Origin of the sequence: Sulfurimonas sp. NW9, assembly GCF_051132275.1 — a bacterium.
Taxonomy (GTDB): Bacteria; Campylobacterota; Campylobacteria; order Campylobacterales; family Sulfurimonadaceae; genus Sulfurimonas; species Sulfurimonas hydrogeniphila.
This window is the reverse complement of sequence record NZ_CP093236.1, coordinates 1,271,602-1,293,555: the sequence shown is the minus strand read 5'-3', so window position 1 is coordinate 1,293,555 and position 21,954 is coordinate 1,271,602. Positions and strand designations below refer to the sequence as shown.

The window sequence follows — 21,954 nt, the reverse complement described above, 5'->3', positions numbered from 1 at the left end:
AAAATACAAACAGTTAGAGAGTTTGCTAAATTTGCACTTGAAACGCAATTATAACATAAAAAAATAGGAGAAAAGACCCCCCAATGTCATATGAATGGTAATGCTTAAGCCAAATAGCTGAGATCTCAATTGCCTTTGGCGATTGAGTAGCTCACAAACTGCAAACATTTACCAAAATTGTATTGTAATTCTATAAGCGAAATGACTGCTTGTCCGTCTCAGGCTGTTTTTACAGCTATGGTAAAACTAATTTGCATCAGTCAACTTTTGTAAAACATCAATAATATCATCCATCTTTTCACTTGCACCACTTACTTCCTGGGATATATTATTGACATCTTCAGCATTGTTTTTTAAGCTGTCAGAAGCTTCTGAAATGGACTGTATCAGTATATTTGTAGTAGCAGATGATTCAGCTAGGCTTTTTTGAGTTCTCTCAGCCAGCTTTCGTACTTCATCGGCAACTACAGCAAATCCACGACCATGCTCACCTGCACGAGCAGCTTCAATAGCAGCGTTAAGTGCCAACAGATTTGTTTGTTCGGCAATATCTCCAATAGTTGCTAAGATAACTTTTGTATCATTAGCATTGCCAACAAGTGATTCAAGATTCTCTACCATTTCATTTTCTTTATAGGAGATAGAATGGATACGATCAACAATGGAATTTATTACTTCTTTGAAATCTGCAATTGTAGTGTTGGTTATATCTTCGATTGTAGCATTGAGATCTTTAGCGGATTCTGCGATGACTTTATTAGAGTTATCATTTTCTTGTCGCATATCTTCTAAAGCTTGACCGAGATTATTTATATTTTCTAAAAGATCGGCCATTTTTGCTTCAACCTTGATGTCACATCTAACATGGAAGTTTCCGTTAGCAAACTCTTGTAGTGTGTTAATTGCCTGATCTAAGTTCTCCTCAGAAGAATCAATCATTTTATTCATGCTCTCTCTAAGTACATGAACATAAGGTGTACTACTATCTGCATTAATACGACAAGAATAGTGACCTTTTGCTACTTTGTCTGCAAGTAGAACCATCTCTCCCGCTACTTTTGTATCGTTAAGTATAAGTTGTTCATATTTTTTAAGAAGTTTATTTAATGTAGCTTCTATCTCATCTTTCGTATTTTCGTTTATATCTACTTTATTTCTTTCAAATTCAATGAGTTCATCAATTTGTTGAAGTAGGTTTGTTAGATTGGTTTTAGATTGAGACATGTTTAAAAATACCAAACTAAGCGCAAACACAATTAAAGCAACGGCTATTTGTAGGATAGAAGATGTTGATAAAAGTAATGTTCCTATAAGTAAAACAAAGCCGACTGATAGAATAATATTTTTTTGTAATTGTTTCATTGTCATACCTGCTTATTGTAATGTTTTATAGAGATTTTCTGCTGCTGCAATTTCTGCCTTGGAGGGCTTTCTTCTGCAAGACATATATGTTATGGCTTGTCTTACTTCATCATACATTGGGTACACTGTAGCAAATACCCAGTAAAAACCGCCATCTTTTGTTTTATTTTTGACATAACCGGTCCAAATTTTATTTTGTTTAATGGTTTCCCACAGGTCTTTAAAAGCTGCTTTTGGCATATCTGGGTGCCTAACAATATTATGTGGCTTTCCTATCATCTCTTCAACTGTAAAACCGGCAATTTTACAAAAATCATCATTTGCAAACAGAATAGTTCCTTTACTATCAGTTTGTGAGACTAAGAAATCGTTGCTTTTAAGAACTGTTTCATTCATTTTATTGTACCTTTCTATTAAAATTTTATTTAATTATAAAAAATTATATAACTTTTATTTTAAGATAAATTTAATATTATAGATTTTATTGAAAAATATAATAAAATATGAACAAAAGTATATTTTTTATTGTTGCGTAAGCTAATTAATGTAATACGATTAATTACTTAGAAACAGAAACTTATCAAACATACAACAAAGCTTAAAAAAGTGGGGTACACGGCAACAATGCTTACCATCAAATAGCTAGTTAGGCTATAGAGTAGGAATCCGCCCCATAAATTTATGAGGTGGAGTATCAATAAACAAAAATGGAGAAAGATAAAAATGATTAAAAAAATAACAACAGCGTTGCTACTGGCGGTTTCGCTCTTTGGATTTGAGTCAAAATATCTTCCAAACATAGACATTGATACAAAATGCTCAAAAATACTCCATAAGTCGGCTATGGATATATGTTATAGCTATAAATGGAAAGCTCCAAAGCTTGCAGTGTATTCAATCACGGCGCAAGATATGAAGAAGCATCACTATAAAAGAAAAGGTTTGACATTTAAACCAGATTATCAGGTGCCAATTAAATACAGAAGCTATACAAGAGATTACTCTCATACCGGTTTTGATCGTGGTCATAATGCCCCCAATGCTGCCTTTTCATACGATAGAAAACTTCAAAAGGAGACCTTTTTGCTTAGTAATATTTCTCCTCAAAAACCACAACTCAACAGGAGGCTATGGGCTAAAATCGAGAGGTTTGCCCGCATGCAAGCTTCTTGGCACGGTAAGGTCAATGTTGTTAATGGAACTTGCGGAAGTTTGGGGCATATTAGAAATGGAGTAAATATACCGGCATATTGGTACAAAATCATTTTCTTGCCAAGTGGTAAAACAGTGAGTTTTCTTTCCCCAAATACAAACAATGGAATGTCAAAAGCTAAAATTAAAGATTATATGTCAAGCTTGGATGAGATTAAAAATAGATGCAACATCGGCTTTGATTTAAGATGAGACACATTAAAAAAATAGAGTTAAATTTTATCATGTTTGACATATCTGTCGATATCAGACTTTCTAAACATCTCTTTATTAAGCGAAAAAGTGATGATAATAAGGCTCCTATTCGATCGTTCATGTTTAAAACAAGAGAAGGGTATCAAGAGTTAATTCGATCTGCTGTTTCTCAATACAACATACTGGACTATCCAGATAAAAGTAAAATTGTTTTTGTCTTTGAATATAATGATGAAAAATACTCCGTCCTATTGGCTGTTGATAAAAGTAAGAATACAGAGCGTCCCCTTGTGACTGTAGTAACTGTTGAAAAAATAGGTTCAAGGCATTTTGGAAGAAGAGAATCTTTTCATATGGAGAGAATCAAGATTTATTCTGATTTCATTTTGACTCCTTCGTTTCTAAGAGATGTTGAGGTGAAAATAGGAACCTATGAAAAAAAATATGCAGTATATAGAACCGTATTTTTCAATAAACTTGCTAATAGATTTGGTTTTGATGAGAAGGTTGACCAAGAAAGACTTATTAGCTCAATAATAAGCTCAGTTGCGAAAAAGAAAACATCCCCATTTCAAGAGTGGGTAATTTTTTCGTGTAATGGTAAGAAATATGCAATTATGGTAAGCATTGAAAAAGTATACCATGGTAATTTTTACAAAACTGCAATAATTTTTGCTGATTTACGCAATAAGGTTAAATCCGATAATAGAGGATATGTATTTTACAACAGAGATAAAATTTCTCAAAGTAATATCGGAGTTGGAATTATGCAAAATGACTTTAAAAAGCATAAGCAGCCCAATATTAAAACGAAGATAGGCTTAACAATAAAACAAAAATCGAACCACAACAAAGGTAGTGATTAATATCCTGTATATTAGACAAAAACAAAACAGTATAATTTAAAATTAATCAGAAATAATTAGAACTTCTCTGCTGTTGATCTGTAGTGTTCTAGTCAGTATAATACAAAAGTAAAATAAAACAGAAAAGGAAATTAAATGCCAGAAACAATAGCAATTTTTGTATTCGCAGTAGTAATCATTGCAAAAGGTATAAAAGTTGTCTCACAAGCAGATATGTTGGTAATAGAGAGGCTTGGAAAATACAATAGAGTTCTAACAGGTGGTCTAAAAGAAGGTGAAAAAGTCAAAATTGCTTCTATACAAAAAGGGAAAGCAATATTAGAGAGATAAAAAAGATGAAAGAAAAAAACAAAAAGTTGTTAGAATCACTTGGAATATTTGCAGATATTGATTTAAAAAATATTACAAGAGTAGGTTCTTCGCGCACAAGAGACGGATGGTGGCTGAGAATTAGCAGAGATGGTGAAACAATATCAAGGGTCTTTAGTGATGATGATTTTGGAAATCCTTTTTTGTCTTTACAGGCGGCAGTAAAGTTAAGAGAAAAGTTTAAACCAAAAAAAACAACATCCAATACAGGATATATGTCACTTTTTATTTCAGTTTATAGCAAAAAGAGCCCTATGCTTAGGGTCAGCTATAAAAATGAAGCAAAAGCTTTTAATATTATGGATTATGGCTATATTTTCGCACTCAAAGAGGGAATGCAATGGCTTAACAATAAAGATGAAACTCTATATAATAAAAAAATCAAATTAAATATAGACAAAGGATTGACGTATTTAAATAAGAATATGGATCAAAAAAAATATTTAAGACTTTTGGAAAAAACATTTTTGTATAAAAAAAGTGATGGTGATTATTATGTTCCAAAAAATAGAAGAAGGACATTGTTGATTCTGGCAAATCAACATTCTCAAGTGATAAGAAAAGATATATCTTTTACTTATAGCGAATATGTAAAAAATACATTAAAATATGTACGAAAAGCAGGTTTTGATTTTCAAGTAGAGAATGATAATTTTAAATATGACAAAGACGATTATTATGCAGTTGTTTTGGCAGAACACAATACTTCTTCTAAAGAGTTTTGTTTTAGAGTGCGTAAGCTTGTCGATTTTTCTAAAAAAGAATTTTACACCATTAAAAAATCAGCTTCTTTTTTTAAAACAATTTACAAAGATAACCCAACTGTCAAAAAAGACATTATTAATATAATTCCTGATTTTCAAACAAAAGAAGAGTTTGACAAGTATTTGCATGATGAAAAAGTTAAAAAGATTGCCGAAAAAAAAGAGCTGCTAAGAAAGAAGAATGCCAATAAAAGCAATGTTGAGTACGCAAAACGCAAAGACAAACAAATAGGCTATATTTCTAAAATAATTCATGATTACGATAGATTAATCAACTGGTTGTCAAACGAACACTAAAATTTTGCACTAAGAAGTAAAAAAAAGTTACAATTTGAAACTTAAACCACCTCTTAATTTTGCCTTATTTTGTTTGAAGATTTAGCTCCAAACTTATATAAATCTGAGTTGATAATTCCTGATTCTTTTTTCTCTTTTAACCTATAGCTGTCTCCTTGTATATTAATGATATGTGAATGGTGCAACAGTCTATCAAGAATAGCAGTTGTTACAACTTTGTCACCTGCAAATACCTGTGTCCATTTGCTAAAAACAAGATTGGAGGTAAGGATAGTGGAACCTTTCTCAGACCGTTCACAAAAAACTGCTGAATTTAACTCCGCCGTTGACAAGAAACAAGAGGATTGCTAAGGTTCAGGGGAATTTGAATGAGTTTATAGTGTGACAAAAGAAAAAATTAAAAAAACTGGATTAAAAATTATCAAAAAATCCGCAAATACAAAAGAATAGCCGAAAAAAGCAAAAGGTAATGGCACCTCTTGCGATTATTTTACTTTTTTCTCCAAATTCTCAACGCGACTTTTAAGATTAATCAATTGTATAAATATATTTTTAATATCATTTTCGGCCAATTTTATATATTCTAATTCACCCAGTTTAATGCTCTGTATCGAACCGTTTTGTATCTTGCTTTTTACTGTTTTTTTGCTTACAGAGAAAATCTGAGCATATTTATCAATAGGAACAAGAATGCTTTCATCTGCTTGACTTATTATTTCATTATATACAGAGTTTGTTTCAAAAAACTCTCTTAGCGCAAGATTGATTATCTTGCTCGTGTTGAGGTCGGAACCGGTCAATAATTTTAGGTTTTCAATTTTATCAAAAAGATCTATTTCAATATTTATTGATGTTTGTTTATATTTCATTGTTTTTTATCCTATCTTAACATGTTAGAGCGTTGTAGGTGCTGATTTTTCTCAATTGTACTAAAAATATCTACAATTAACTTGAAATCACGTGTATCTTGAATGACTTTATGGAATCTCTCTTGCACATTTTCTCTAATTTTTACCAATCTTTCTCTTTCTGCTTTTAGATTTTCAATTTTATCACCCCCAGCAGGAGTATCGTGTATTGAGCTGTCAATTTGTGCTATTAAAGAATCAAAAAAAGACGATGAAAACAAATAGGCATTATATTGCGCAAGTAATTGTTTAAGAGATGCTGTATAACCAGTTTCTTGACCGTCCTTTCTTTCTAATGTGGCTATTATCCTAAAATATTTGCTGGCGCCAGGAACCAATACTGGAATAATGGAGTTGCTATCTGCTGTAATTGGCTCATTTTCAAATAATCCAATATTTCCGTTAATTCCACTTTTTTCTTTAATTTTATATTTAATAAGCTTGTAGCTCTCTTTAAGTGCCCCTTCCCATTCAAGCTTTATAGCAGTGTTTGCATGATTTGAGGAGACAAGAGAAATAAATCGAATAACTTTTTTACTTGGTGACCCGGAAGTGCTGGTTGATGAAACAGCTTTTGCCTTGTATGTAAAATCACCAACAGTGATTTTATGATTATAAATATAACAATAGCCGTCACCGGACATACTGTCACCGGAAACAGTTTTCATTAAAGATGAGTCAGGAGAAAACCCGTTAATGATAGCATCGGCAACTTTGTCGGTACTTGAAACAATCGGAGAAAGATTTACATATGACGGGTTTTTTATACCTTTGTCACCATCGGCCATGTGTTCAATAGCAGAATCTGCTATTTTAGTTGGATTAACCTTGCAATATTCTCCGCCAGGAACACTTGTACAATCAGTTAGGTCTGTAATGCTTTTTAATCCTTTTGCGGAAAGAGCTGTGTCTCCAACAAAAACCAAATCTAAAAGGATTTTTGTTTTTAGCGCATCCAAATCAGAGGAATTAACAAAGTTTTTTCCGCCGATTGTTCCGTTACTTAAGAAGGTTGATAGATCTCCAATATACAATGTGTTTGTTGAAGAATCTTTTGGCAAGGCAGCATCGGTAATCTTGGAAGCTGCAACTTTAGAACTGATTCCAAAAACACCTTTAAGAGTTTTTAGAATCTCTTTAAGAGACGAACCTTTTTCGGCATCTTTGGCTGCGGCTGTTGTGTTTGAATCTGAAGAGCTTGTAAAGCTGTTTATCCAATTTGCAGAATCATCAACAAAACCACTTATGCCTTTATCTGCATTTTGTATAGCTATTCCAACATCTGAATTTTTTCCGGTAATTGTATTTCTGATTGGTCCAAACAGATCACTGTTTCCAATGCTCTGACCAATACTACAGGCGTTTTGTAAAAGGTTTTGTATTGCTCTGGCCCATTTTTGGATAGCCGCAAAAGTTTTTTGTAATCCAGGCATGCTCATCACAAGAGCAAGCATAACTCCCCATGCAAGTTGCGCACCGGCATCAGACAATTGGTCTTTAATATCATTTAGCCCAAGCATACTTACAAACATATCACCCGTACTGAAACCATTACATCCGGCCTGCCAAAGATTACCGGTGGTACTGCCGGCGTTTATCCAAGGAGCGTAACCGTTTGATTTTTTAAAAGAAAATTCATAACTGCCAGAATAAAAATACTTAGAACCGGTTGCAGGAGATTGCCACTCTGAAGATTTAGTATGTGCTGTATCTACTAAATCAGACAGATTAGCTGCATATGTTTGCTGGGAAAAAACAACAAAAGCCATAAATACACTTAACATTTTTTTCATGTTTATTACCTTTTTATTTATTTTAGAAACAAGAGTCTCATTGTAAAAAACCAAATTGACATAGATTCTTTAAAATAAGACACAGGCCAAGAGAAAAAAACTCTTGGCTCGCTAAAATTTCTGAATAACTCCATCTACATTAATAAAAACAGTTTTTTGGGGAAGATGCAGCTGTTCGTTTGCAAAACCTATTACCATCAAACTTTGCAGCGGAGAAAGATTGCTCTTATTCTTGTTTTTTCCAATAGACTGTTTTACTTTATCAAGCTCATCTTTAGAAAGTGTTCTGCCTGCAACAAATTCCTTGAAGCTAGCCAGACGCTCTTTGTTTGTTTTTTTATTAAGAACATATACTGTCTCAAACATTTTCAATTGACTGCCATTTGTAGGTTTTAAAAATATTATCATTTTGTGTGATTTTGCCAACTTATCGAGCTTTTTCATTGCAGAGGAAGAAATGTTTATATCTGTAAAAACATAAAGCGTATCATTACCTGTGCCATAAGTGATGTAGTTGCTTTTCTTCATAAGTTCGTGAAATACTCTAGGGTTTATTTTTTCAGGAGTAATCTTGTATTTTGACATAAGCGAGGACCAATTGACTCTTTCTCCTTTTAGTGTAAACATCGAAGGAGTGCCTCTGACACCAAGAGCATCAGCAACATTTTGTCCTTTTTTTAACAGAGCATAAAGTTTTTTGATTTTTTCTTTTGAAAACTTATCAGCATTTAGAAAGTCTTTTTTACCATCTGAAATATCTGAAAGTGCTTTTGCCCTCAGTGCATCTGTTTTTTGGGATAATATATAAAGACTCATCTTGGTGGCGTTTTGATGAAACGAGAGAGGAAACAAAAAGACATGAAATTTTACTTTATCTTTTAAAGCGCTCCATTGTTTCTCAAATTTTTTACAATAAGGGCATTCTGGATCAGTGAATACTATATATTCATTTTTACCACTTCCAAACTCAAATGCCTGTTTTTTTAAATCAACTTTGCTCATATCTACCGGAATTTTTAACTCTTTTGTTGTGTTTGTATTAAAAGCTCTTCCGAAAATAATCGTTTTCTTGTCGTGTGTCAAAAACGCAGTTTGTCCTTTTCCTAAATCCAGTTGATAGATATCTCCTTGGTCTAATATCTTTTCGACTTTTATTTTTGCTTTTTTCAGCAAGGGAAGATTTTCAATATTTTTTTTGTCAACAGGCGATGCCATAAGAGAAGAAGACAGGATTCCTGCAATTACCGGAAAAAATAGTTTTTTCATTAAATATTCCTTGATATATTTGAATTTATTGTACAATTATATTATAATTCTAAATATTTATCAAATATATTTTTTAACAATATGATAATAAAAGGAAAATTAGTGAAAAAAATTCTCTCCATACTGCTGCTGGCCAGCACGATGTATGCAACAAATGTTGAGATTGTTAAAAACGATCGCACAAAAACGTTTAATCAGGTTGATGATAACTATTCAGATGAAAAAGGCTTTGCGTTTTATGAAGATTTATCACAAAAAAAACAAAACAAAAAGACTGCAAAACAAAAAAACTGCTGCAGTGAATTGCTGAAAATAAGTAAAAAAATTCTCAAAGAGAATGAAAAGCAAACAAAAATACAAGAAAAGATTTTAAAACTATTGCAAAGTTCATTGGATCCAAAACCAAAAAAAATAACAGTAAATGGAAGAGAATGCATAGAGAATTCAAGTGCAGAGTGTTTTAAGATGCCACTAACGCCAGAAGCAAAAAGTATTCCAGCAATGGCAGCATGGATGAAAGATCCAAATATGAAAAATACAGTAAATTATCTTCAATGGCAAGCAAAATATTTTAAAGAGATTTTTAAAAGAGCAGATGCCTTGCCGATGGCTGTGACACAATTTGGAGATAAAGCGTACCCTTTACCAAATCAACCAATCGGCTATACTGATATAATGGGCTTCGACAATAACAAACAACAAATAAAACAATTCATGAAAGAAGTAAACAAAAAATATTCATACATACTGTTTCTTGGGCTAAATGTGGACCTGGATATGATAAGTATTTATGAGGTTTCGCAACTAATAAATAAGTATCCGAACGTTGAGCTATCCTTCGTATTTAGTGACAAAAAGGCTGAAAAGATGTTCAAGCAAGCCATGGATGTGCTTTTTTCACCAAAAATGAAAGAAAGAATAAACAAAGGAAGTATGACAATCAGCAAAAAGCTGTTTAACACATATGGAATTTACACAACACCATCTATTGTAGCAGTAAACAAAAAAGAAAAGACTGCAAACACAATTAGTACGGGACGACTCCAGATAGACAACTTAGAAAGAAAAATGTACAACCTGCTAGAGTATCAAGGAAAACTAGACTATAAAAAATTCATAAAACACAATACGTGGAATAAAGATGTAAATTATAGAGATCGTTATTTCAAAAACAAACTAGGAATTGATATAAACAGTTTCATGAAGGAGAAAGAATGAAATTATTACTTGTATTAATTTTCTTAGTTTCGGGAATTTTTGCAAAAGATATAGTGTTTGAACAAAACGAAAATGTAAAAAAAGAGCAGAGAAAACTTATAACAGTAAAAGATTATAATGATTATATTAAGACAATGAAAAGCGCAATAAAATATGGCGACTATTCTGCGGCAATATATCTTGGTGCCCTATACATACAAGATATTAAATTAAAAGACAGAGTAATGAAAGCAGATATAAGAAAAGCAAAAAAATACTTTAGACTTGCATACAATAAAGGATATGGTTTTGCTGCTTTCTATTTATCAAAACTTGAAGAGCCAAATGAGGCCATATTAGATATTAAAAATGCACTGTATATGAAAAATACAAAGAAAAAAATAAGAGAACTTTTGGCAATCAGGTATGCAGAAATCGTTCTTAATAACGAAGAGCTCTACAAAAATAAAAAAGCAATAGAAATGGCAATAGCGGATATTAACCCAATATCACTCCGTTCAGATAACCCAATATTGGATTTTGAATTGGCCCATTTGTTTTTTCTTGACAAACAATATAACAAAGCAAATAAGTATATAAACTCCGCATGCAATAATCCAAAAGCAGGTCCGCAACTATTGGCGCTTTGCCTTAATGATCCTTATTTGAATAAACGAGGCGAAAATGAAAAGATTGATGCAACAAAAAAATTACAAAACATTAGCGATAAAATGGGTAGTCTTGATGATTCTGGCAACAAAAATAGATGCACAGCAACTCTCAATGGAAAAAGAAGTGAATAATTGCCAAATTGACAATCAGATTTTGCTTTTAATTGCAAGCGCAGAACGATGTAATCAGCGGGAAATAGGGTATCCGTATTTAATCTCTTTTAATAGTAAAAAAGAGAAGGAGCAGGCAAGAAAAATTGCAAATTTCAAATGGATAGATAATAGAACTGCAGATTGTTTGGATGCGAAAAACTGCACAGAAGCTCTTACATTCTTGCTTAAAAACAAAATAACAAATCTTGACCTTGGGCCATACCAACTAAACTATATATATCAAAAACTTCCTTTGCAAGACTACTTTAATGTCAAAAAAAGCTACGAATACGCATGTGGGTTAATTTATCAAAATATCAAAAAATACGGATACAGTTGGGACACTATAGCAATGTACCACTCTCATACAAAAAAACACAAAGAAAAGTACCTAAGGATACTCTCTGCCAATATAAAAAAATTAAAATCAGGAGCATTAAAATGAAAAAAATATCTTATTCGATAGCAACACTATCTATACTACTTTCCGGGTGCGTTCAGCATGAAGCACCTAAGCCAAAAGAAGTTAAAGAAATTATAAAAGAAACAAAAACAGTAAGAGAAAAATACTATGTACAGACTGACAAACAAACAAAACAGGCAGTTTCTATTCTGATAGAAAAATATGGTGCACTGAGTTATCAAAACAAAAAACTGCAAGAGTATATAAAACAGCAAGAAAAAAAAATAAAAGAGCTAAACAAGAATAAGGCTCAAAAAATAAAAGAATCTATCACTAAAGAAAAACCAAAAGACCAAAAGAAAACCTCTAAAGAAAAAAGCATATTAGGGGTTTATAAAGTAAAAACTTTCGCAGTGAATGTCAGACAATACCCAACAGTAAAAAATTCTCGAATTTTATATTGCCTGTATAAAAACAATGTTGTTGAAATTATTGGCCAAAAAAATGATTGGGGAAGGCTCAAGGATGGTTCATGGATATGGACCAAAGCACTAAAGAAAATAAAAAAACATTCTAAAAATTAAGAAGAAATGATGCAGGCCACAATACTTGATTTTTTTATGAACAATCAAAATTTTTCCATCATATTGATTGTAGTTTTAATAGAGAGACTTAAAAATTACACATCAGGAAATATAGCAGGTGTGTGGATTGCAAATTTTATTGGTACATTTTTTCACGAACTGGCACACTTTGTTGTGTCAATATTGCTATTTGGAAAGCCGGTAAAAGTATCACTATTTCCAAAAAAACAAGAAAATGGTTATGTGTTGGGTTATGTGGAATCAAGCAACGTCACATGGTACAACGCACTCCCGATCTCATTGGCTCCACTCGTCCTTATTCCTGTAGCTTTTTATTTCAAGGAGTATTTCTTTGTCTTTGTAGATCAAAATGTTTATACATACTTGTTGGAAATTTTTATAACTGCAACATTATTGGAAAACGCAATCCCGTCTTTGCAAGATTTCAAAGTGGCTTTTTCCAATATAGGGTTTATATTTTATATTGCTATTGTCGCAGCTTACTTTTATTACTACAAAGGATTTACATTATGATAAAAAAATTCACTCTTTTTTATCTGATTGCATTGCATCAACTTTATGCACTCAGCCTCTCTGATATGCAGCCAGCAGATATGAGCTACTTGTACAACAAAGAGTTTAATAAAAAACTTCCAAATTTAAGTCTAAAAAAAGATGATTCGCTGCATCCGACACTGCTTTATTTTTTTTCCAAAAGTGTTACAAGTACAACACTTAAAAACTTTCTAAGCAGAGCTAACAAACTGAAAGATATAAAAACATATGTTGTTTTCAGGGGATTTGATCAAGAAGCTAAAGAGATAATGATGAAACAAGATAAGCAGAGACTCCTTGTTAAAATACATCCATTTCTTTATACAGAGCTGCATATAGAAAAAGTACCTGTTGTTGTTTATGCGCTTTGTCCAGATGAATTTAGATACAAACAATGCAAATATCTTTTAAGAATGGATGGGGATATGAGTTTAAACAAATTTTTTGAAGTTGCAAGCAAGCAGGATGAAAACTTATTGCGGTATTACAATATTCTGGAAAATGATGGAGTAGATGATGATAAAAAAAATAATTAGCGCACTGATGGCACTTGCTGCTATAAATATTTGTGTAAATGCGGATGAGATGAGTAGTTTTACAGCAAGCAACACAAATATACAGTCGGGTGATGATATTAACCTAACTATGAATTATGTGGTAACTAAGAAATATCAACTGCATTTAAACGCCTATAATAATCAAACGAATGATGAGCTTTCTCCAACATTTATTGCGCAAGATTTAAAACATGTGATATATAGGGTTCCGGATAATGTTGATTATGACATTAAGATTATTGCAAGTTTGTTTGAAGACGGAAGCATTGTTGATAGTAAGGAATTGGTTTTGAGTACAGAAAAACATGTTAATTCTCAAGCAGACTGTCCGTCATGGTCCATTTATAATAACGGATATTGTTGGGCTTGGGCATCTCCATGTTCAGGTGGATGTTCAACAATTACATTCTCAAGAGTTCCATCAGGATGGAGATTTGCAACAGCAGCAGAATGGACAAAAAAACCAGACAAAACAGCATTTACATCAACTGGAAATTGTGCTTCTTCTTATTTTGATATAAGATATGGGCATTGTGATTGGCAAAATACTCCTGTGTATCAATATGATAGTAGCTATAATGAACTTTGGACAATTTGTGATGGAGATTGCAAATGAAAAATAAGCTATTTATATTTTTATCCATATTGATGATATTTACTACAAATTCTTTCGCATTGGGAAAAAAACCATGCCTCGATCCTTTCTCAACAATCAACTGGGGTTTCTTTTTTGATGATTTACTTATAGGTGGCTATGGGGATGGGAACCATAATCCAGTATGTTTATGTTCAACAACAAGCGATGGAGTTCCTGATATTGGTTTAAAATTGCGATTAACCGAACCAATAGGCTTTATCGAACTGGTAAGTGAGCCCGGAAAATTCCCATGCTTTATGAAAGATAGCTCAAAAGGCGGGATTGCAAAACTAAAAAAAAGAGGTACGCCAAGAACATACAGAAATGGACACTATTATCAATATCCAGTGTTTGCATTATTAAATTTTGGGTTGGACCAGTTGTGTGTTGCAAAAAACATACCACTAGACCTTCCTTTTATCGGAGAATTAAATCCGGCATGGTACGACGATTTTACGGCTGTCATGATTAATCCGGTGGCATTGTTGGTGGCAAACCCCATTGGGGCTTTGGCATGCTTATGGGATTGTGCAACAGCCACATTTAAAAAACCAACAGAGTTTTTAAGTTGGTGTAACGGATGTTGGCAAACAAGAAGAATCGGGACCGGACGACCTATGGGAGAAAATGGTCCGGTGGATGACGCGGCTTTGGCTATGTCAATTCTTGATTTTCAGCATATGGGTTATATGTTGCCCCAAACAATAGAAATACCAGGGACCTCCACGGTCCCTTTTGCAGGTGGGGCAACTCTTAGTTCAGCTAACGATTTAGCTTGCGGAAAAACAACTAACTATTTTCCAAAAGTAATAAAAAATCAATATTTTTTGCAAATTTCTTACCCTATTGTTTCAGACAAAATCATTACACCAGGAGAAAGTGCAATGATTTGGTCAAATTTTAAAGGTGTCCCCACATACCAAGATAGAATATTTACGGTATGGAGAAGAAAAGTGTGCTGCGTAGGCGTTGCGCATTTATTATATTAAAAAGGAAAACACATGTTAAAAACAATACTGATTCTAATAATGGCGCTAAATTTATATTCACAAGAAACTAACACGGAGAACTTAACAATAGATGATCTCGGAACTTTTTTTGTTAAAAAACTAAACTTAACCGACGAGGAAGCAAAATCAAGTGCTGACGAGTTGCTTGAAAAAGGAATGGTGATTTACAATACAACTTTACCAAAAAAAACAATAATGTACCAAGGGAAAGCTATTGAGTATAATCCGTCCACAAACAAAAAAAAGTCAATGAAGTATTTGATTGCCTCAGGGTTACTTGGAAATCCTCAGGCTGCAGTAGTAGCAATGGATTATCTAAATTTTGATGGATTTATACAGGGTGGAAAAAAATACAGACTTGAGCTGGCAAAAGTTTTAGATAAAAATGGCTACCTGTATGGTACTTACATATTAGGCATGTGGTACAGTATTCAAGGAAGAGACAGAGATCTTGCTTTGCATTATCTTGGCATCGTTAATGACTATTGTAAAAATAGAAAAAATGACGCAATAATATCTTTGACTATAGATAAATATTATGAAGAAGATGAAAACAAAAAAAGACAAGAGGGGATACGAAGATGCAATATTGCAAACAGTTTCTATAGAAATATAAAAAATCAAACCTTTACAACGCCTACACCATCAACTGATGCAATTGAACAAAACAAAAAGATGAAAGAGTTAATGAAGAATCTAATGATCAACAAACAAAAAGATGCAGTTGAAAAATATCTACAGGAACAAGACAAATGAAAAAGATAGCCATTCTCTTGGTAAGTTTTTGTGCGAGTCTCTTTGCAATACAGCAACCTGTCTTTTTGGGTACTGAAGGGAAAGTTTTTAAACCAGCAGAAAAAGATATGTATTTGGTGTTAAAAGAGAAGTTTAGAAATTTTGAAAAAGACAATAATTTGACCAAAAAATTCAAAGAAATCCTTAAAAATAAAATGTATGTAGATATGAATGTAAAAACATGCGAACAAGACAAAATTTACAACAAAAAAATAATTTACATTGTTAAAGAAAATGTTGTTTTTCAGGGGAAAACAATTGCAAAAAAAGGAGATGAAATCAATCTTTTGGAAAAAGTGAGACTTGATGGGCTTGCTATTTTTACAAATTATACTACAGAAAAAGAAAAAAATATTTTAATGACGATAATAAATCAATATGAAACAAGATTAAGAATTTATGTGACAAAAGGAGATATAAATAGATTAAAAAACGATATAGCTCATTTTTTTCCAAAAAGAAACAATATTATTGTTGGAAAAGCGCCGAAAATATTACTTAAAAGATTTAATGTGCAATGTGTGCCATCAGTAATGTACCAAAAAAATTATGAATTGATAACTACAGAAATCGGAGTACAAAAAGATGAATAAAATTATATATAGTTTAGTCATAGGTACATTTCTTTTTATCAATATTCACGCCGATACAATAGAGCAAGACAATCATGCCCCATTTTCACTGAGTCAACATCTGAAAATAGGAACTTATATAGGAAATAGTTTTGCCTATACGCTTGATGGAGAAGACCCGGATGGCGACGAATTCTTTTTTCAGTTAGACGATCCGACAGGTTTGGCTTCTCAGGGGGTTAATTGTGATTTTTACCACACAAACCAGCTAAATTGTAGCATTAGTGAGGATTTATCAATACCGGAATCGAGCACATGTGTTATGAAGGACAACTATATACAATCATCGTGCGCAACACTACAAGTTGCGTACCATATAATAGATGACAAAGGGATGCAGTCGTTAAAACACTACAATGTAACACTATATATATCAAACAAAGAAAACAATACTTCAGGTGCATTTGAGACGGATATTACAAAAAATCCGAGAGCTTTTTTGAATGAAATGCAAGGAAAAACAAGATTGAGCGATTATGGAAATATTGCAAACAGCAATAACATAGGTGCAAGTATGCTTAATTCGGATATGTTTGCAGATGGAGACAGTCAGTTTGGAAAACAAATGAATCTCTCTAAAGATATTATAAATAATAAAGACATGGAGGGGATGCAATCAGATAGACTTAATGAAACATCCGAAGGGGTGACAGCTTTGGGGAACACAGCTACAGATCCTGACTTTATTAATCAAACATACTCAGAAGGAATAGCTAGTCTTGGATATGACAGTATAGGTGCCCCTGTCAACTGTGTGATAGAGAGAAAAAATATGCAATTAGAGAAATATTTTATATGCTCAGCGGATCCAATGATAAATATTGATCAAACTCTAGCAACAAAATACTACGCAATAGCAGGAAATGAGCCGGCTGCACTTTCTACTTGTGAGTCAATGTGTAGACAAACGGCAACATGCGACCCTGAACAAACAGAAAATCTTGTTGACTTCGTAAGGAACAGAAATTTTGTTGACGAAACAGTGTACTCATCAATAATAAATAATATTAAAAATATTGACACTGTTGACAGAATACGAGTATTTATTAAAAATTCTTCGGGAGTTTTACAAGACAGTTATGATGTGAATTTGACAACTGAAATATCAACGGGTGACATATACTGGGATGATTCAATAATACCATCACGCAGACAGATTGGAAATCAACTACAGATGAATGTAAGCTTTATGGGTGATTCTTTTTATTCAAGCACAATAACCGGCAATACATTTATCTTGCTTCCAAAAATTTCATATTGGGCATCAATCAACAATAGAGAAGTGTTGAAAAGTTATGATGCATCACAATTATACACGATTGTCTTTTCAAACAATGGAACAAACTACAGGTGTCCACTGCCAAGACGAACAGAGCAAACATATGAGGACGCCGTCTCTTGTAATAGTGCCTGTGTGCAACAAGATGAATGCGTAATGTTTACTGATTCATCTTACGATGCACAAACTGCAGAGGAGATAGCAAACTATTGTAAAGATACGGTAGTAGCAGGAAATAGACCATTAGAGGAACTTGTGGAGAATGGAGAATGCGTACTAAAAGATGAGTATGTAATAGACAATTACAATAATCCAACGCATTATTATGTCAGAGATTTTGTACAAGTGGACCCATATAGACCTGAAATAGGTTTCTTGTCGAGTGCTGATGTGTTAAAAAAAGAAAAAGCTGTTGAAATAGCATATGCTTTTGGAGACATGATTAATAGCGGGAGCGACAGGGGACAAAAAGATGAAATAAACAAATTAAACACAAACCTTTTTACAGATTTTGATTTTCATGAAAGCACAGACATGTTTAAGACTTTGCCTGTTGTATCTGGAGCTTCAGTGGCAAATATGGATATATCTATTTTGTTGAAACTGAATCCATCTTTTTTTCATAAAGAGAAATTCAAAGAGTCTGTCAGAAGTGAACTGACAACAGATAAAGAAAGGATGATTTACGATGCCTATGGAGATGTTCTGCAAAGAATTCCAGACGAAGATGGAATGCAATATTGGTTGCAAAATACTTCAAACATAAACGACTACGAATCAATTAAAGAAGCAATATTTAACGGAGCAATAAATTCTGACAACACGGTCGGAATAACAATCGGAATCTTAACTGTGGATGTCCCTGACTTTATAGATGAAAATACAACAATCCGCACAGAATTTAAAATATTAGACAAAAAAGGCGAATTTAGAACAGCTTTTGTTACTGGCCCAGCCATAGATTACACCTCTAAAGATAATAATTACATTATAGGAGACTGGGAGGGTGGCGGCACCTGTTATGAATCATCTGTATCAAACTGCAACAGTGGGTTGCAGCGAGGAATCGCAAAACGTGATTCTGCGGGCTGTCCAATTAATTCAAGTAAATTAAAGTGTTATTATCAGCCAAGCAATGTTACAGGGGCTACAGTTTCAGAAATAGTGCTCAATGAGTATTTGCAAAAAATTGGAAGAATGCCAGAATATGATGGTTTTTACTATTGGATAAATGCCATTAAAGATGGAATGAGTATAAATGATTTTCATAACAATTTTGACTCCGCAGTAACAGCAAATTTGCAAAATTTAGACGAAGGAAGCTTTCTTGACACAAATGTGACAGACACAAGTATACAACTAAACTCAATGCTTCAAAATTATATTTATGCAAGAGGCGGGTCATTCAATCCTGCAACTATAAGTTTTGAAACAGGTTCCTTAACCTCAGCAACACCATCGGACTTTATGATAGTAAATCCTTATGTGTATAACGAACAGCTTAAAAACAACTATATGAAATTAAAATCATATTTTTTAACGGAACCAGCAACGGGAAAACCTATTGATGTGGCGCAAGATAGTGCACTTTCAGAAAATTCATCATTTAATCACACTTATCATTTTTTATTTGCTTACGTTGATAAAGCGCCGGCAATGAAAGATTTAACTGTAAAAGACTTTATTGACAGAGTGTGGGATGATTACAGAAATCATATTAAAAAGTATTTTGTTTGGGACTATGTTACGCGTTCAATGGCAACAAAAAAGCTTACAGATTCAACAACAGAATGGAAAAACCATTTATTGATTAATAGATATGGGTCGTATTTCAATACTGACAGTTTTTCATATCTTGGAGAATCTGATTTGATTACAACTTTTTATGAAGATGCGAGCATTGAAAAAAACGACAATGTATACATAGCAAAAAGAGGAGATAATTATATAATAAAAATGAATCCTCTTGGACAAAATTATGAATATCACGAAAATGCTTGTCCCGATAATCAACAATATGATGTTAGTACAGGAAAATGTACACAAGAAACATCCTCAACACTTACGAGTGAACCAATCTGTGTAAGCGGAACTTACAATCAAAACACAGGAAAATGTGAAGGAACCACACTTGGCACAATAAGCATTTCTGAATATAAAAGTTCAAGCAGTTGTCTGGAGATTAAAAAAACACTAAATGTCAATATAAACAATATTGACGATGTCTTAAGTTTTAAAATAGATAATGCACAATATGATGACTTCTTGATGGTAAAAGTAAATGGACATGTTGCTGGAATAGGGCCATACCCAGGCGACAATATTTTGCTGAGCTCATGGAGTCCTTATGGAATTGTGGATGTGTACAACAACGGACAGGCAACAGAATATGCCTGTGAACAAAACAGTCGAGGGTATTTTACAAATAATATAGATATAAAGCAGTATTTGTCTACAGGACAAAACACCATAGAGGTAACACTTTTTGTAAAAGGCGGTGGTATGATGGGGGTAAACTTTTCAATAAATGGAAGCGGTGTGTCGTGCGGAAATGACGAATGTACCCAAAGTGCAACCGTAGTTCAAAGTCAAACCGATCCATCTTGCATGGCGGGGTATACGCTTAATACGATTAGTGGATCTTGTGAAAAAGAAGAAACAAATATCACGACAAGCGAGCCGTCTTGTCAAAACTCGTCAGACCTAATAGATGCATCAGGTCAATGTTATGAAATAATACCATTGTTAGGCACCTACGACAAAAATGGATACTATTTTGCATATCTTCAAAAAGATGGAGACAATAATATAAAATTTATCACCCCAATTGTAGCGTCTTCCCCTATACAGTGCACACAACATCCATACAAATGCGAAGCTACACAACAAGTCTTTTATTCGCAAAATAGTTGTGAAAATTATTGTAATCAAAGTTGTGTGGAAGAATCTCAGCAGAGTTCTTTACTTCCAAACAGTTTTTATAGTCAAGAGGAATGTGTAAATTCATGCATAAAGTATGAACAAAAAACTTTGCAAAGCGTTAGAATGCGCTTAGTGGCAAAAAACGACATACTTACACAATCTGGAAATATCTCAATTGTTAAAAACAGCAGCACATATGGAAATGGCGATTTTTCTAACGACCTTTATTATGCTGATGGAAATATCTATCTAAGTCAGACAAACTCAGGGATTGATTTGGGGGAGTTTGAAAACGGGGACAGTTTACAGATATCTTATGGCACGACAAGCGTTAATCAAAACAATATCATTGGATTGGCAAGAGTAAATGATTCATATATTGACGGGGTTCAGTTTGGGTATGTTCCTTCGGAAACCTTGGATAGTTGTGTGAATATGCACGCTTATTATCCTAATATGGGGATATATTTACAAGTTGATTACAATAATGACGGTATTTATGATACAGACATTAAAATATCTGAAACATTTCTGTGCCATCCGAGCACGATCAAGAGCGTTATTCAAAATATCTCATTTGAAGGGGATAAAATAAATTATGATTTTGTGCTGCAGGACGGAAGTATTGTTCACCAGAGCAAAGATATTATTGTTGACAATAAGGGTGAATGTTACGCAGATGCAAATATTACAAACAATATTCCTTTACCGCAAACGTATGCTAGCAGTGACTATATACCACCGGCAACAATTTTGCAATCTAATGAAATAAACAGCACTATGCGTTTTGCAAGAAAAACAGTGCTGTTTTCGCTTGGAACTGTTGATAGAAACATGCAGACATATTATGATTTCTACAGTCAAAATGGCAGTGTAGAGGGATTAAACAACGAAATTAACATAAACAATAATATTCCAATTCCGCTATATCAAGGTGTTCACCAGTCGGATGATTTTGATGTGATGCTAAAAGATACCGGTTTTGATTCCGGTATTAATACTGCAGTTGGTGACTATAAGCTAAAAGTTGGGTTTGGGTTTGTTCCATGGAATGATTGTAGGAATTTTGATGGGTTTACAACAAGTCTAAAATATGATTACATACCTAAAACCAATTGTTCTTCATATGGTTCATTGTATCATTATTCCGATTATGCTAAAAAATGCATTAGTCAAAAATTTGTAGACAATCAAGGAAATTACTATTGTCCATATGGAGTATTGAGTGGAGATAATTGTGAAGTAAACCCAACATGTATAGAAAATTGGGACGAAGACCCTGTTGACACATCAAGATGTTATAAAACTACAATAAGCAGCACAGAAGGCACGACAAAAGTATGTAAGCCATGGTGGAGAATCATGAGAGTTTACGATTGCAGCGGAATGGTTACGGATAATGCCTACAATTTAATAGACAATATTACATCGGGGCCTCCGAGATTTGTAAATGTGTGCACACAACAGGAAAAAATCTATAAAAGTTTAACAATTGACAGCGATGGCAATATTGTAGAAGGGGAATAA

At 33.2% G+C, this 21,954-nt stretch carries 21 protein-coding genes; 15 read left to right on the top strand and 6 right to left on the bottom strand.

All coding sequences use genetic code 11. The annotated features are described in order from the left end of the window. Positions 1-246: 246 nt before the first annotated feature. Both MLC44_RS07385 and MLC44_RS07380 read right to left on the bottom strand, forming a co-directional pair. Positions 247-1,362 carry a methyl-accepting chemotaxis protein gene (locus MLC44_RS07385; protein ID WP_152184681.1) on the bottom strand — a complete coding sequence of 372 codons (1,116 nt, stop codon included), beginning with the start codon at positions 1,360-1,362 and terminating at the stop codon, positions 247-249. A gap of 12 nt (positions 1,363-1,374) precedes the next feature. Continuing rightward, positions 1,375-1,758, bottom strand: coding sequence for a PAS domain-containing protein (locus MLC44_RS07380; RefSeq protein ID WP_152184680.1), 384 nt, complete (start codon positions 1,756-1,758; stop codon positions 1,375-1,377). Between the two features lie 327 nt (positions 1,759-2,085). Here MLC44_RS07380 and MLC44_RS07375 point away from each other — a divergent pair, with 327 nt between their 5' ends. The 4 genes from MLC44_RS07375 (at position 2,086) to MLC44_RS07360 (ending at position 5,065) form a co-directional block, all read left to right on the top strand. Then, positions 2,086-2,766, top strand: coding sequence for a DNA/RNA non-specific endonuclease (locus tag MLC44_RS07375; protein ID WP_188109498.1), 681 nt, complete (start codon positions 2,086-2,088; stop codon positions 2,764-2,766). Further along, positions 2,763-3,635, top strand: coding sequence for a hypothetical protein (locus MLC44_RS07370; protein ID WP_434656710.1), 873 nt, complete (start codon positions 2,763-2,765; stop codon positions 3,633-3,635). The genes MLC44_RS07375 and MLC44_RS07370 overlap by 4 nt, the downstream gene beginning before the upstream one ends. 135 nt (positions 3,636-3,770) lie before the next feature. Further along, on the top strand, positions 3,771-3,965 hold the full coding sequence (locus tag MLC44_RS07365) for a hypothetical protein (protein ID WP_152184677.1): 195 nt from the start codon (positions 3,771-3,773) through the stop codon (positions 3,963-3,965). A 5-nt stretch (positions 3,966-3,970) separates the two neighbouring features. Beyond that, positions 3,971-5,065: a hypothetical protein gene (locus MLC44_RS07360; protein ID WP_152184676.1), complete on the top strand. Its 1,095-nt coding sequence runs from the start codon at positions 3,971-3,973 to the stop codon at positions 5,063-5,065. A 53-nt stretch (positions 5,066-5,118) separates the two neighbouring features. On the opposite strand, the gene MLC44_RS07355 is transcribed toward MLC44_RS07360, so the two are convergent. The 4 genes from MLC44_RS07355 to MLC44_RS07340 all read right to left on the bottom strand — a co-directional run bounded on the left by MLC44_RS07355 (position 5,119) and on the right by MLC44_RS07340 (position 9,032). After that, positions 5,119-5,397, bottom strand: coding sequence for an ATP-binding protein (locus MLC44_RS07355; protein WP_425505073.1), 279 nt, complete (start codon positions 5,395-5,397; stop codon positions 5,119-5,121). A 153-nt stretch (positions 5,398-5,550) separates the two neighbouring features. Next, positions 5,551-5,934, bottom strand: a complete 384-nt coding sequence (locus MLC44_RS07350; protein ID WP_152184857.1) for a hypothetical protein — start codon at positions 5,932-5,934, stop codon at positions 5,551-5,553. Between the two features lie 11 nt (positions 5,935-5,945). Then, the gene (locus tag MLC44_RS07345; RefSeq protein ID WP_152184858.1) at positions 5,946-7,766 is read right to left on the bottom strand and encodes a conjugal transfer protein TraH; all 1,821 of its coding nucleotides are present in this window, start codon (positions 7,764-7,766) and stop codon (positions 5,946-5,948) included. Between the two features lie 111 nt (positions 7,767-7,877). Next, on the bottom strand, positions 7,878-9,032 hold the full coding sequence (locus MLC44_RS07340) for a DsbC family protein (RefSeq protein ID WP_152184859.1): 1,155 nt from the start codon (positions 9,030-9,032) through the stop codon (positions 7,878-7,880). Positions 9,033-9,134: 102 nt separating this feature from the next. Between MLC44_RS07340 and MLC44_RS07335 the strand changes: the two genes are divergently transcribed. Genes MLC44_RS07335 through MLC44_RS07285 form a run of 11 tightly spaced genes read left to right on the top strand, consistent with a single transcriptional unit; the run spans position 9,135 to position 21,954 of the window. Continuing rightward, positions 9,135-10,250, top strand: a complete 1,116-nt coding sequence (locus MLC44_RS07335; RefSeq protein ID WP_152184860.1) for a hypothetical protein — start codon at positions 9,135-9,137, stop codon at positions 10,248-10,250. After that, the gene (locus tag MLC44_RS07330) at positions 10,247-11,032 is read left to right on the top strand and encodes a hypothetical protein (protein ID WP_152184861.1); all 786 of its coding nucleotides are present in this window, start codon (positions 10,247-10,249) and stop codon (positions 11,030-11,032) included. The genes MLC44_RS07335 and MLC44_RS07330 overlap by 4 nt, the downstream gene beginning before the upstream one ends. Further along, on the top strand, positions 10,974-11,498 hold the full coding sequence (locus MLC44_RS07325; protein ID WP_152184862.1) for a hypothetical protein: 525 nt from the start codon (positions 10,974-10,976) through the stop codon (positions 11,496-11,498). Before MLC44_RS07330 ends, MLC44_RS07325 begins: the two co-directional genes overlap by 59 nt. Continuing rightward, the gene (locus tag MLC44_RS07320) at positions 11,495-12,040 is read left to right on the top strand and encodes an SH3 domain-containing protein (RefSeq protein ID WP_152184863.1); all 546 of its coding nucleotides are present in this window, start codon (positions 11,495-11,497) and stop codon (positions 12,038-12,040) included. The genes MLC44_RS07325 and MLC44_RS07320 overlap by 4 nt, the downstream gene beginning before the upstream one ends. Positions 12,041-12,076: 36 nt before the next feature. Then, positions 12,077-12,574, top strand: a complete 498-nt coding sequence (locus MLC44_RS07315) for a hypothetical protein (RefSeq protein ID WP_434656703.1) — start codon at positions 12,077-12,079, stop codon at positions 12,572-12,574. After that, positions 12,571-13,131, top strand: a complete 561-nt coding sequence (locus MLC44_RS07310) for a TrbC family F-type conjugative pilus assembly protein (RefSeq protein ID WP_188109515.1) — start codon at positions 12,571-12,573, stop codon at positions 13,129-13,131. Before MLC44_RS07315 ends, MLC44_RS07310 begins: the two co-directional genes overlap by 4 nt. Next, positions 13,112-13,768: a hypothetical protein gene (locus MLC44_RS07305; protein WP_152184865.1), complete on the top strand. Its 657-nt coding sequence runs from the start codon at positions 13,112-13,114 to the stop codon at positions 13,766-13,768. The genes MLC44_RS07310 and MLC44_RS07305 overlap by 20 nt, the downstream gene beginning before the upstream one ends. Beyond that, positions 13,765-14,778, top strand: coding sequence for a TraU family protein (locus tag MLC44_RS07300; RefSeq protein WP_152184866.1), 1,014 nt, complete (start codon positions 13,765-13,767; stop codon positions 14,776-14,778). Before MLC44_RS07305 ends, MLC44_RS07300 begins: the two co-directional genes overlap by 4 nt. A 12-nt stretch (positions 14,779-14,790) precedes the next feature. Beyond that, complete coding sequence (locus MLC44_RS07295; RefSeq protein ID WP_152184867.1) at positions 14,791-15,555, top strand: hypothetical protein; 765 nt, start codon at positions 14,791-14,793, stop codon at positions 15,553-15,555. Continuing rightward, the gene (locus MLC44_RS07290) at positions 15,552-16,187 is read left to right on the top strand and encodes a hypothetical protein (RefSeq protein ID WP_152184868.1); all 636 of its coding nucleotides are present in this window, start codon (positions 15,552-15,554) and stop codon (positions 16,185-16,187) included. The genes MLC44_RS07295 and MLC44_RS07290 overlap by 4 nt, the downstream gene beginning before the upstream one ends. Beyond that, the gene (locus MLC44_RS07285; RefSeq protein ID WP_434656698.1) at positions 16,180-21,954 is read left to right on the top strand and encodes a hypothetical protein; all 5,775 of its coding nucleotides are present in this window, start codon (positions 16,180-16,182) and stop codon (positions 21,952-21,954) included. Before MLC44_RS07290 ends, MLC44_RS07285 begins: the two co-directional genes overlap by 8 nt.